This window comes from Marinobacter sp. (genome assembly GCF_044799475.1).
Lineage (GTDB): Bacteria > Pseudomonadota > Gammaproteobacteria > Pseudomonadales > Oleiphilaceae > Marinobacter.
Window position 1 is genome coordinate 1,842,903 of the sequence record NZ_CP085217.1, and the last position, 11,945, is coordinate 1,854,847.

Sequence of the window (11,945 nt, forward strand, 5' to 3'; positions counted from 1 at the left end):
AAACGCTCTCCGAATCACCAGAGAAGCAGTGGTCTATGTTCACGAAGCTTGCAACCAAGATGTTCGGCAGTAAAAACGCGCGCGAAATCAAGCGCATGCGTAAAATTGTCGCCCGTATTAATGAGCTCGAAGAAGCTTTTGGTGCGCTGTCGGATACTGAACTGCAGGGCAAAACACTGGAATTCCGTCGTCGTCTCGACGAAGGAGAAAGTCTGGACCAGCTTCTGCCTGAGGCCTTCGCCACAGTCCGCGAGGGTAGCCGGCGTGCCATGGGAATGCGGCATTTTGATGTGCAGCTGATCGGGGGCATCACCCTCCATGAAGGGCATATTGCCGAAATGAAAACCGGTGAGGGCAAGACGCTGGTAGCCACGGCAGCTGTGTACCTCAATGCGCTGAGCGGCAAGGGCGTTCACGTAGTCACGGTAAACGACTATCTGGCGCGCCGTGATGCCGAGTGGATGGGCAAGCTGTACCGGTTCCTCGGCCTGCAGATTGGCGTAGTGGTGGCGGGCCAGAGCGCGGAAGAAAAGCGTAACGCTTACGCTGCCGATATCACCTACGGCACAAATAACGAATTCGGCTTTGACTACCTCCGCGACAACATGGCATTCAGCACGGCGGACAAGGTCCAGCGCGGTATGAACTATGCCATCGTGGACGAAGTGGATTCGATACTTATCGACGAAGCCCGAACCCCCCTGATTATCTCAGGCGCCGCCGAAGACAGCTCCCGCCTGTACCGGGAAGTCAATCTTCTGGTGCCCAGCCTCCAGAAGGCTGAAGTTCCGGAGGAAGGTGAGCCGGAAGGCGATTTCACCATCGACGAGAAAACCCGGCAGGTGGATCTGACTGAGGCCGGGCATGAAAAGGTGGAAGAGCTTCTTTCTGAGCGGGGACTCCTGAATGAGGGCGAGATCCTGTATTCAGCCGCCAACCTGAACCTCCTTCATCATGTCCACTCCGCTCTGCGGGCGCACCATCTTTTCCAGAAAGATGTGGACTATATTGTGCAGGGTGAGCAGGTTGTCATAGTGGACGAGCATACGGGCCGCACCATGCCTGGCCGGCGCTGGAGCGAGGGTCTGCACCAGGCCATCGAGGCCAAGGAGGGGGTGCCGATTCAGGCAGAGAGCCAGACGCTCGCCTCCACTACCTTCCAGAACTATTTCCGGCTTTACGAAAAGCTGGCAGGCATGACAGGTACCGCTGATACCGAGGCCTTCGAGTTCCGTCAGATCTACGGCCTCGACGTGGTGGTCATTCCCCCTAACAAGCCCATTCAGCGGATCGACTACAATGACCTGATCTACCTGACCCAGGAAGAAAAATTCCACGCCATTATTGATGAAATAAAGGATGTCACCGCTGAAGGCCGCCCGATTCTCGTGGGCACGGCTTCCATCGAGGCATCGGAGCTGCTGTCCATGCTCCTCAAAAAGGCCGGGATCGAGCACAAGATCCTCAACGCCAAACAGCATGAGAGCGAGGCCCAGATCATCGCCCAGGCGGGCCGTCCGGGCGCGGTCACCATTGCCACCAACATGGCGGGTCGCGGCACTGATATCGTGCTTGGCGGTAACTGGGAGCACGAAGTGGCTTCCCTTGAGAATCCGTCCGAGGAGGATATAGCGAAAATCAAGGCGGCCTGGACCGAGCGCCATAACCAGGTGCTGGAGGCCGGAGGCCTGCACATCATCGGTACCGAGCGCCATGAATCCCGCCGCATCGACAACCAGCTGCGGGGCCGTGCCGGCCGTCAGGGCGACCCGGGATCTTCCCGTTTCTTCCTGTCGCTGGAAGACAACCTGATGCGGATCTTTGCCCCGGACAGGGTCAAGAACATCATGCAGGCCATGGGGATGAAAAAGGGTGAGGCCATCGAACACAGGATGGTTACCAACGCCATTGAAAAATCCCAGCGGAAGGTCGAAGGCCGCAACTTTGATATGCGTAAAACCCTGCTGGAATATGACGATGTGGCCAACGACCAGCGCCGGGTGATCTACGAGCAGCGCAACGAGGTCATGTCCTCTGAAGATATTTCAGACATGGTCAATACCATCCGGGAAGATGTGGTGGACTCGGTTATCAGTGAGTTCATTCCACCCCAGAGTATGCCTGAACAGTGGGATGTGGCGGGGCTCGAAGCCCAGTTGCACTCAGAAATGGATATTGAGCTGCCCATTCAGAAGTGGCTGGATGAAGACAACAAGCTGTTTGAAGAAAACCTGCGCCAGCGCATCCTTGATGAAGTGGTTGCCGCTTATCGGGCGAAGGAAGAAGTTGTGGGCGCCAGCCCCATGCGCAATTTTGAAAAGCAGATATTCCTGCAGGTGATGGATACGCTCTGGAAGGAGCATCTTTCCAACATGGACCACCTGCGTCGCGGCATCCATCTGCGGGGTTATGCCCAGAAGAATCCCAAGCAGGAATACAAGCGCGAAGCCTTCAACCTCTTTCAGACCATGCTTGAATCCATGAAGCGTGACGTGACCCGCGTGCTATGTCACGTCAAGGTCCAGTCCCAGGAAGAAATGCAGGAAGTCGAGCGTCGTCGCCGGGAAGAGCTGGAACGACAACTGGCCGCAGCCAAACTGCGTCACGACGAGACCAGCGCCGCCACCGGCCCGAAGCCGGCCAGCCCTGAGGGTGAAACTGGCCAGCAGCAGGCAATGCCGGAGACTTTCGTGCGGCAGGACCGCAAGGTTGGGCGCAATGAGCCGTGTCCCTGTGGCTCTGGCAAGAAGTACAAGCAGTGTCACGGCAGGATCAGCTGACAGGTCCGTGACAGGCCAGGCTGCAAAAACCCGCACCCTGACAGCGTCAGGCTGCGGGTTTTTGCTTGCAGGGTCAGAATCCAATTACAAAGGAGAGCCATCATGGCAGTAGGGTTAGGGCCATTGCCCGGGTTTTTTCCGGTCGCCGGTGTGCGGCTGGGCGTTGCCAGCGCCGGTATCAAGAAGCCAGGGCGCAGGGATCTGGTGGTGATCGAGGCTGCTCCGGGAAGCCATGTGGCGGGGATTTTTACCCGCAACCAGTTCTGTGCCGCCCCGGTCACCTTGACGCGGGAGCATATGTCCCGCGGTCAGCCCCGTTTCCTGCTGATTAACACCGGCAATGCCAATGCCGGTACTGGCGAACAGGGCCTGAAAGACGCCATGGCCTGTTGTGAAGCTCTCGCAGTGGAAGCAGGGGTTGCCCCTTCGGAAGTTCTGCCGTTCTCTACCGGTGTCATCGGCGAGCCCCTGCCGGTGGATCGTATTCTACCGGCGTTGCCTGCAGTCCTGAAGGCACTGGATCCCAATGGCTGGGCGGACGCGGCCCACGGGATCATGACCACCGACACGCTGCCCAAGGGGGCCACGAGACAGGTCACCCTTGGAGACCGGACCGTCACCATATCCGGCATCAGCAAAGGCGCGGGAATGATCCGGCCAAACATGGCAACCATGCTGGGCTTTATTGCCACCGATGCCGCGGTTGAGCCGAAACTGCTGCAGAGTCTGGCCTCGGAACTTGGTGAGATTTCCTTCAATCGCATCACCATTGATGGCGATACCTCTACCAATGACGCCTGCATGCTGATTGCCACCGGCCAGGCCGGTAATCAGGAAATCACCCGGGAAAGCCCGGATCTTGCCCGCTTCGAGGAAGCTCTGCGGGAAGTCTACATGACCCTGGCCCATGCCATCGTGAGGGACGGCGAAGGTGCCACCAAGTTCGTCACCATTGATGTGCAGGGTGCGGCGTCGAGCCGGGAGGCTCTTGATGTAGCTTACACGATCGCTCATTCGCCGCTTGTGAAGACCGCGCTTTATGCTTCCGATCCAAACTGGGGGCGGATACTGGCGGCAGTCGGGCGGGCCGGCGTAACGGATCTCGACCTGAACGCTCTCACCATTCATCTGGACGATGTGTGCCTGGTGCGGAACGGGGGTCGGGCGCCGGAGTACAGTGAGGAGCGCGGCAAGGCGGTAATGATCCAGCCGGAAATCACCATCGGGGTTGACCTCAGGCGTGGTGAGATGCGCGAGCGGGTGTGGACCTGCGATTTCTCCCACGATTACGTAACCATCAATGCTGAGTACCGGAGCTGATCGGGTGAAAGAAGTTCACGTCGCGGTGGGTGTAATCCGCCGGGGTGACCGGATACTGATTGCCCGAAGGCCAGACCATGCCGACCAGGGCGGCCTGCTGGAATTCCCCGGCGGCAAGGTGGAGCCGGGTGAGACTGTCCAGCATGCGCTGGTGCGGGAACTGGCCGAAGAGACCGGGCTCGCCGTGCCCGCCGGCTCCCTGACCCCTGTTATCGGCATCCGCCACGACTATGGCGACAAACGGGTATTCCTTGATGTCTGGCAGACCAGGGATGCGCAGGGAGAACCCGAGGGCAGAGAAGGACAAAAAATTGGCTGGCGGGAGCTTGATGCCCTTCACGACCATGACTTTCCCGCGGCCAACCGCTCCATTATCCGGGCGCTCCGGCTGCCCGGATTCTATGCCATCACTGGCAGGTTCAGCACCATCACCGAGGGCCTCGAGCGGCTTCAGCGTAGCCTGGCGGCCGTGCGACCCGCTCTGGTGCTCCTCCGGGCGCCCTGGCTTGCCCCGGCGGACTATGCAGCCATGGCCGGTCAGGCGCGGGATCTGTGCAGGCAATCGGGCGCAGGCCTCATGCTTCATGGCGGGCGCGCGGAGCCAGCCGGCCATGGATTTGTCGGCTGCCACCTGCCCTGGGCCCTGGCCTCAAAGCTTGTATCGCGTCCTCTTCCAGCAGAGCAGTGGCTGGCTGTTTCATGCCACAGCGAACATCAGATCGCTCATGCCGTTGCCCTGGGGGCGGATTTTGTCACTGTTGGCCCGGTGCAGGAGACTGTCAGCCATCCGGGTGCGACCCCTCTTGGCTGGCAGGGCCTGCAGCAGTTGGTGCAAGGCGCACCGGTGCCTGTTTATGGCCTTGGCGGCCTGGGTATGGAGCATCTGGCCAGGGCGAAGGATACCGGTGCCCAGGGGGTTTCAGGCATAGGTGCCTGGTGGTGACGCTGATATCTGGTATGCTGAGTGAAATTCCCTGCCAGGAGAGCCTGTGAGCGAGCTGACACATCTGGATGAGAAGGGCGCAGCCCGCATGGTTGACGTCTCCGACAAGCCTGACACCGTCCGGGAAGCCAGGGCTGAGGCGAGTATCCGCATGGCCCCGGAGACCCTTGCAATGATTGTGGACGGCCAGCATCCCAAGGGAGATGTGCTTGCCGTGGCCCGGATTGCGGGCATCATGGCCGCCAAGAAGACCCATGATCTCATTCCCCTTTGCCATGCGTTAAACCTCAGCTCCGTGACAGTAGAGCTGACACCCCGTCATGATCCTGTGTCGGTTCACATTGAGGCCCGCTGTAAACTGTCGGGACAGACCGGCGTGGAGATGGAAGCCCTGACTGCTGCCTCGATTGCCGCCCTGACCCTCTATGACATGTGCAAAGCCGTGGACCGTGGCATGACCATAGACCAGGTACGGCTGCTGGAGAAGAAGGGTGGCCGTAGCGGTCACTGGCAGGTGTCCTGACATGAGCCAGGAAAGTGGGCTGATCGACGGCTTCGGCCGCAGGGTAACCTATGTCAGGATGTCGGTTACCGATCGCTGTGATTTCCGGTGCGTATACTGCATGTCCGAGGAAATGACTTTTCTGCCCAAGTCGGAGGTGCTTTCCCTGGAGGAAATTGCAGTGCTGGCCCGCAATCTTGTAGCTTGCGGTGTCACCAAAATCCGGCTCACAGGAGGCGAGCCCCTGGTGCGCCCCGGTATAGTGAGCCTGGTAAAATCAATCCGGCAATTGCCAGGCCTGCATGAACTGTGCATGACCACCAACGGCGGACGGCTTCAGGATCTGGCGGAACCTCTGCGGGCGGCAGGGCTTGACCGGCTCAACATAAGCCTGGACAGCCTGGACGCAGATCGTTTCCGGGAACTGACCCGCACCGGTCGCCTCGGTCAGGTGCTGACGGGTATTGAGGCGGCCCGGAAAGCGGGGTTCGAGCGTACCAAGCTCAACGCCGTGATACTCCGTGGACGCAATGACGACGAAGTCCTTCCGCTGGTGGAGTATGCGCTGGCAAATAACCTTGATCTGAGCTTTATCGAGGAGATGCCCCTTGGGGTTATCACCGAGCATGATCGCGCGGAAACCTATGTGTCCAGTGCCGATCTGAGGCAGTTGATACGTGGCCGCTATTCCCTTGAGGCGGTTGCGGACGATACCGGCGGGCCCTCCCGGTATTACAGGATACCTGGACATAACATCCGAATCGGTTTTATTTCTCCCCACAGTCACAACTTCTGCGGCGACTGCAATCGGGTCAGGGTAACGACGGAAGGGCGGCTGCTGCTATGCCTGGGCAATGAACATTCGATGGATCTGAGAGCTGTGCTGCGGGAAGGTGATCAGGCGTCCGCCGCGGTGGATAAGCGGGTTCAGTCGGCGCTTCATGAGTCCATGGCTCTAAAGCCTGAAAAACACCATTTCGACCTCGGCGAGGAACCTCAGGTGTTGAGGTTCATGAGTGCGACAGGCGGCTAGATGCGGGGTTATGCCCGTTTTTGCACTGGTCCGGCAATCTGGAATCACTCTGCAGGCGTAAACGTCTTTTTCTCTGGATATCTTCGGCGCTCCAGGGGGGCAGTCCTGCGCTCCGGGCCTGGCATCATCCGGCGCATTTGAACTACGCGCCCTGGCGCTGTTCTGTTAAAATGCGCCCCGCTTAATCTGATATGAGGGAATGTTGTGGTCGTTCGTTACGTCCAGACCTGTCGCCTGCCTACGCCATTTGGCGTGTTCGACATGCATGGTTTTGAAGAGTTGGCTACCGGCAAGGAGCACATTGCCCTGACGCTGGGAGCCCTGGACGATCCCGATCCCATGCTGGCGCGAACCCACTCCGAATGCCTGACCGGGGACGCCCTTTACAGCATGCGTTGCGACTGTGGTTACCAGCTTGAGGAAGCGCTGCGCAGCATCGCTCGTGAAGGCCGGGGAATTCTTCTCTACCTTCGACAGGAAGGACGGGGCATCGGCCTGTTGAACAAGATCCGGGCTTACAACCTGCAGGACCAGGGGGCGGATACAGTCGAGGCCAACGAGCGGCTTGGTTTCGCAGCCGACCTCCGGGATTACACCATGTGCCGGGACATGCTTGGACACCTGGGAATTCGTAGCCTGAAGCTGATGACCAACAACCCGAAGAAGGTCATGGCCCTGGAGGCCCTGGGCATCGAAATTGCCGAGCGGGTATCGATTCAGGTTGGCCGCAACCCTCACAACGAGCACTACCTGGATACCAAGCAGGCCAAGCTGGGCCACTGGCTGGAAACGCATCAGGACGACGACCCGGGGCTCTGATGCGCGGGCTGCTGTCAGGGCAGGGCTTTCAGGGACTTTCCGGTCTTCATGCGCTCCAGGCGCCGGCTAATGGACGCCCTGATTCCCGGAGTGTCCAGGCCACATTCGGCCAGTAGCTCGCCGTGCTTGCCATGCTCCACAAAGCGGTCAGGCAACCCCAGGTTCAGAACCACCGCAGGCACCCCCTCCCTGTTCAGAAATTCAGACACGGCGCTACCTGCGCCACCCGCGATCGCATTTTCCTCAAGAGTCACCAGCAGGTCATGCTGGCCGGCCAGGTCCAGGATCAGGTCTTCATCGAGGGGTTTCACATAGCGCATGTCGACCACCGTCGCTCCCAGTGATTCGGCTGCCTCCAGCGCGGAAGCCAGCAGGGTTCCGAAATTCAGGATGGCCACGCCGCTTCCGTCACGGATACGGCGCCCCTTGCCGATGGGCAGTGGCACCAGGGCTTGCTGGATGGCGGTGCCGGGCCCAGTGCCACGGGGATAACGCACGGCAGCTGGCCCCTGAAACATGAGTCCGGTATGCAGCAACTGGCGGGTTTCGTTCTCATCCGAGGGCGCCATCACTATCAGGTTCGGAATGCATCGCAGATAGCTCAGGTCGAAAGCCCCGGCATGGGTGGGACCGTCTTCTCCGACCAGCCCCGCCCGGTCAATGGCGAACAGCACGTCGAGGTTCTGTATTGCCACATCGTGGATCAGCTGGTCGTAGGCCCGCTGAAGAAAGGTGGAGTAAATGGCAACGACCGGTTTGGCGCCATCGCAGGCGAGGCCGGCAGCAAGCGTTACTGCGTGCTGTTCGGCGATTGCCACATCGTAGTAGCGGTCGCCAAATCGTTGGCTGAAGGCCACCAGATCTGATCCCTCGCACATGGCCGGGGTTATGCCGACGACCCGGTCATCCTGTTCGGCTGCATCGCAGAGCCACTGGCCAAATACATTGGCATATTTCGGTTTTTTCGGCTCGGCTTCAAGAGGTGCCGGTTTTATCGCCGGAGCCGGTTCAATCTTGTTAATGGCGTGATAGCCAATCGGATCGGCCTCGGCCTGGGCCAGCCCTTTGCCTTTCCTGGTAACCACATGGAGAAACTGTGGGCCGTCCAGTTCGCGGATGTTTTCCAGGGTTTCCACCAGAAGTGGCAGGTCGTGACCATCTATTGGGCCGATGTAATTGAACCCCAGCTCTTCGAAAAGGGTCCCGGGCGCAATCATGCCCTTGAAATGTTCTTCGGTCTTGCGGGCCAGGGCCATGAGATTCGGAGTGGCCTGAAGCACCCGCTTGCTGCTGTCCCGCATCTGATTGTAGGTGCGGCTGGCCAGAAGCTTGGCAAAATAGGTCGACAGCCCCCCCACGTTGTGGGAGATGGACATGTCGTTGTCGTTCAGGATCACCAGCAGGTCTGCCCGGGTATGGCCGGCGTGGTTCAGTGCCTCAAAGGCCATGCCTGCCGTCATTGCACCGTCGCCGATCACCGCAATGCTCTTGCGGGCAGACTGCTGCATCCGTGACGCAATGGCCATGCCCAGAGCCGCACTGATCGAGGTACTGGAGTGGCCCACGCCGAAAGTGTCATATTCGCTTTCTGCACGCTTGGGAAAGCCCGCAAGGCCGTTTTTCTTGCGGATGCTCGCCATACGGGACCGGCGGCCGGTAAGGATCTTGTGAGGATAGGCCTGATGTCCCACGTCCCAGACCAGCCGGTCCTCCGGCGTGTTAAATACGTAGTGGAGTGCGACTGTGAGCTCGAGAACGCCAAGCCCGGCACCGAAATGCCCGCCGGTCTGGCCAACCGTCCACAGCAGGAAGGCCCGCAGTTCCCGCGCCAGCTGGGGCAGCTGCTCATCGGACAGCAGGCGAAGCTGGACGGGGGTATCAATCTGGTCCAGCAGCGGCGTGCTGGGCTGCTGTGACGGGATTTCCCTGAAAACGTAAGTATCCTGCATCCGTTTCAATCTTTTCCGATGGTTCGGCTGGAGGCTCTGTAAGGAACCCCGGCGGTAATGTTTGCGGTGCTGTGCTGTATCAGCACCCGGTGTTCGCTGGTTTCCGGAATGTCATGGCATGGTATTATACGGGATCAACCATGCCACTTTCACACCCATTCCGGCCAATGATCAATGGGTGCGCGCAACTACGAAGTCAGCCATGTCCCGGAGCGCATCTGCCTCTGGCCCGAAGCCGGCCAGGCTCTGCTGGGCCTGGTCCAGCAGGCCGGCCAGATGCCTGCGGCTTCCCTCGATGCCGAGCAGTGAGGGGTAGGTGGGTTTTGACCTCGCGGCGTCGGAGCCCCGGGGTTTGCCAATCACCTCGGTTTCACCTTCTACGTCCAGCAGATCGTCCTGGACCTGGAAGGCCAGTCCCAGAGCCCGGGCATAGCTGTTCAGGTGCCCCAGACGTCTCTCATTGACTTTTTCTGCAGTAAGGGCGCCCAGGATGATGCTGGCTTCTATGAGCGCGCCGGTTTTGCGACGGTGCATGAGTTCCAGTGTTGCAAGTGCCACTTCACGGCCAACGGAGGCCAGGTCAATGGCCTGGCCTCCCACCATTCCCAGATAGCCGCTTGCAATGGCCAGTTCACGCACCATCCGCAGGCGAATACTGTCAGTCACTCCGGGCGCTTCACTGAGCCATTCAAATGCGAGTGCCTGAAGGGCATCCCCGGCCAGAATCGCCGTGGCTTCATCATAGGCGATATGGGTCGTGGCACGGCCCCGGCGCAGGTGATCATCATCCATCGCAGGCAGATCATCGTGAATAAGGGAGTAAGCGTGAATCAGCTCCACTGCACAGGCGGGGACGACGGCTCGCCGATCCTCCTGGCCCATGGCAAGGGCGGCGCCCAGACAGAGTGCCGGGCGAATCCGCTTGCCGCCTCCCAGTACGCTGTAGCCCATGGCATCGCAGAGTGGACCGGCTTCGGGCACGGAAATGGCGAGGCGTTGTGTCAGTTCTGCGTCGACCCGGGCCCGACATTCGTCCATAAAGCCGGTTTCAGGGGCCATTTCCGCTCTCATACGGATTCGTCAGGATGGAAAGGGCGAGTCTCCAGACTGCCGTCGTCAAGCTGAACCAGCTGCTCGACTCTCTGCTCAGCCGTTCTGAGTGCCTGCTGACACTCTCGGGTCAGTCGGACACCCCGCTCGAAAGCGCTCAGGGACTGCTCCAGTGAGAGCTCGCCCTGCTCAAGATCGCGCACAAGGGTCTCCAGTTCATTCAGTGATTTCTCAAAGTCCGCAATTGACGTCTGGCTTGTTTGCTCGGCCATTGGGCTAGGCTCCCGGCAGTTTTGGCGTTGGGGCGGCAGTATAACAAATCCCGGAGTCCAGACGTATTCCGCGCGCGCTATCGCTCTGGTGCCAGTCGGAGAGGATCCAGGCATGAAACACAGTGTGCCTGTCAGAGATTTCCCCGTTCAGCAGGACTGCCAGCTGAAGCGGAGCTGCTCGCCGGGGATGCCACCAGGACGCCAGCTCTGCTCCGTGACCTGGATGTGCCCACCGCGCTGCACCGTGACAATGGTAGTGGCCCGGGTGCCATATTTCTCGCCTTTGATGAACGGTGACGACAGGAACCGTTCGGCCTCCAGCCCGATCCCTGTGTCCGGGAGAAGACTGTCGGGAGCGGGCGTGTCGTCCTGGAGTTTTTCAATAAGCCGCTGATGCATCATGTCCGGGCCCCGGCCTTCCGATTGATGCAGCAGGCCGATCATTTCCTGACGCAACTTGACCAGCTTGGGCCAGGGGCTCTGCAGCAGCTCGTTGCTGACTCCATAAGCGCCCCGATGAAGATGCCGGCCCGGGTGCGGGTCCCGGTTACTGAAATACCAGCCATCCTGTGCCTGCAGTCTCACCAGATTGAAGCCGCCATACCGGGTTCCTTCCTGTCGCATTTCCATGGCCAGCTCTGCCGGGCTCTCACTCAGCGCTTTCAGGGGCAGAACTCCCCGTGATTCCGGAGCGGATGGCGCCCCTGGTTCCCGTACATTGGTCACAGCGGAAACAGTGCCCTGTGAGTCGACCGCCAGCCAGGTGCCGCCGGAACGCTCGTCCCGCCCCGCCAATACGCTGCCCCTCGCCCACCAGTGCATGGGGCTGGTGGGCCGTGCATGAAACTCGTCCCGGTTTGCCGCCAGTACAAGGGGGAACTCGGGGTGCTGGCCGAGGGCGAAAAGTATCAGGCACATGATGTGATCCCGTTCCGTGTGTTGTTGCGAGTGGTAATAATCGCAGCCGTGCTTGTGTATCATACCAGCCTTGATTTCATTCAGGTCGCCGTAAAAACATGTCACTCGACCGCCTGTGGTCTTCCGATAGCAATGGCAGGGGCCCTCACCAATGGTTTTACCGGCTGGCAGCATCCGGAGCTGCCCGGGTTCAGCCTGGGTCTTGTCTATATGCCGGCGTTACTGGGCATTGGCCTGACCAGTGTTTTCTTTGCCCGTTACGGTGCGGGGCTGGCACACCGGCTGGATGCCCGCCTGCTCAAACGATTTTTTGCCGTGCTGCTCATTGTGGTCGGTATCCGTTTCCTGATATGAGAACC

10 protein-coding genes and 1 pseudogene are annotated in these 11,945 nt (G+C 59.8%); 7 read left to right on the plus strand and 4 right to left on the minus strand.

The window, feature by feature from the left end; translation table 11 throughout:
- The first annotated feature begins 35 nt into the window (after positions 1–35).
- The 6 genes from secA to ribA all read left to right on the plus strand — a co-directional run bounded on the left by secA (position 36) and on the right by ribA (position 7,397).
- On the plus strand, positions 36–2,780 hold the full coding sequence (gene secA / locus LG327_RS08630) for a preprotein translocase subunit SecA (protein WP_404368507.1): 2,745 nt from the start codon (positions 36–38) through the stop codon (positions 2,778–2,780).
- Between the two features lie 102 nt (positions 2,781–2,882).
- On the plus strand, positions 2,883–4,100 hold the full coding sequence (argJ, locus tag LG327_RS08635) for a bifunctional glutamate N-acetyltransferase/amino-acid acetyltransferase ArgJ (RefSeq protein WP_404368510.1): 1,218 nt from the start codon (positions 2,883–2,885) through the stop codon (positions 4,098–4,100).
- Complete coding sequence (locus LG327_RS08640; protein WP_404368512.1) at positions 4,081–5,043, plus strand: Nudix family hydrolase; 963 nt, start codon at positions 4,081–4,083, stop codon at positions 5,041–5,043. The genes argJ and LG327_RS08640 overlap by 20 nt, the downstream gene beginning before the upstream one ends.
- A gap of 46 nt (positions 5,044–5,089) precedes the next feature.
- On the plus strand, positions 5,090–5,566 hold the full coding sequence (gene moaC / locus LG327_RS08645) for a cyclic pyranopterin monophosphate synthase MoaC (RefSeq protein WP_404368515.1): 477 nt from the start codon (positions 5,090–5,092) through the stop codon (positions 5,564–5,566).
- A 1-nt stretch (position 5,567) separates the two neighbouring features.
- The gene (gene moaA / locus LG327_RS08650) at positions 5,568–6,578 is read left to right on the plus strand and encodes a GTP 3',8-cyclase MoaA (RefSeq protein WP_404368518.1); all 1,011 of its coding nucleotides are present in this window, start codon (positions 5,568–5,570) and stop codon (positions 6,576–6,578) included.
- 261 nt (positions 6,579–6,839) lie between these two features.
- Positions 6,840–7,397 carry a GTP cyclohydrolase II gene (gene ribA / locus LG327_RS08655; protein WP_404369312.1) on the plus strand — a complete coding sequence of 186 codons (558 nt, stop codon included), beginning with the start codon at positions 6,840–6,842 and terminating at the stop codon, positions 7,395–7,397.
- A 14-nt stretch (positions 7,398–7,411) separates the two neighbouring features.
- On the opposite strand, the gene dxs is transcribed toward ribA, so the two are convergent.
- The 4 genes from dxs to LG327_RS08675 form a co-directional block, all read right to left on the minus strand.
- Positions 7,412–9,346: a 1-deoxy-D-xylulose-5-phosphate synthase gene (gene dxs, locus LG327_RS08660; RefSeq protein ID WP_404368520.1), complete on the minus strand. Its 1,935-nt coding sequence runs from the start codon at positions 9,344–9,346 to the stop codon at positions 7,412–7,414.
- Positions 9,347–9,517: 171 nt separating this feature from the next.
- A complete protein-coding gene (locus tag LG327_RS08665; RefSeq protein ID WP_404368523.1) occupies positions 9,518–10,405 on the minus strand; it encodes a polyprenyl synthetase family protein in 888 nt (295 codons plus the stop codon).
- Positions 10,406–10,413: 8 nt separating this feature from the next.
- Positions 10,414–10,668: an exodeoxyribonuclease VII small subunit gene (locus LG327_RS08670; RefSeq protein ID WP_404368525.1), complete on the minus strand. Its 255-nt coding sequence runs from the start codon at positions 10,666–10,668 to the stop codon at positions 10,414–10,416.
- A 147-nt stretch (positions 10,669–10,815) separates the two neighbouring features.
- A complete protein-coding gene (locus LG327_RS08675; RefSeq protein WP_404368528.1) occupies positions 10,816–11,586 on the minus strand; it encodes an NRDE family protein in 771 nt (256 codons plus the stop codon).
- 78 nt (positions 11,587–11,664) lie between these two features.
- On the opposite strand from LG327_RS08675, the pseudogene LG327_RS08680 reads away from it, so the two are divergent.
- Positions 11,665–11,940: pseudogene (locus tag LG327_RS08680) on the plus strand (TSUP family transporter); the annotation flags it as partial.
- Positions 11,941–11,945 lie beyond the last annotated feature (5 nt).

Excerpts from the sequence above, each read along its gene's own strand:
- secA (WP_404368507.1), top strand. The coding sequence starts at position 36 with ATGTTCACGAAGCTTGCAACCAAGATGTTCGGCAGTAAAAACGCGCGC.
- argJ (WP_404368510.1), top strand. The coding sequence starts at position 2,883 with ATGGCAGTAGGGTTAGGGCCATTGCCCGGGTTTTTTCCGGTCGCCGGT.
- LG327_RS08640 (WP_404368512.1), top strand. The coding sequence starts at position 4,081 with ATGCTGAGTACCGGAGCTGATCGGGTGAAAGAAGTTCACGTCGCGGTG.
- moaA (WP_404368518.1), top strand. The coding sequence starts at position 5,568 with ATGAGCCAGGAAAGTGGGCTGATCGACGGCTTCGGCCGCAGGGTAACC.
- ribA (WP_404369312.1), top strand. The coding sequence starts at position 6,840 with ATGCATGGTTTTGAAGAGTTGGCTACCGGCAAGGAGCACATTGCCCTG.
- dxs (WP_404368520.1), bottom strand. The coding sequence starts at position 9,346 with ATGCAGGATACTTACGTTTTCAGGGAAATCCCGTCACAGCAGCCCAGC.
- LG327_RS08665 (WP_404368523.1), bottom strand. The coding sequence starts at position 10,405 with ATGGCCCCTGAAACCGGCTTTATGGACGAATGTCGGGCCCGGGTCGAC.
- LG327_RS08670 (WP_404368525.1), bottom strand. The coding sequence starts at position 10,668 with ATGGCCGAGCAAACAAGCCAGACGTCAATTGCGGACTTTGAGAAATCA.
- LG327_RS08675 (WP_404368528.1), bottom strand. The coding sequence starts at position 11,586 with ATGTGCCTGATACTTTTCGCCCTCGGCCAGCACCCCGAGTTCCCCCTT.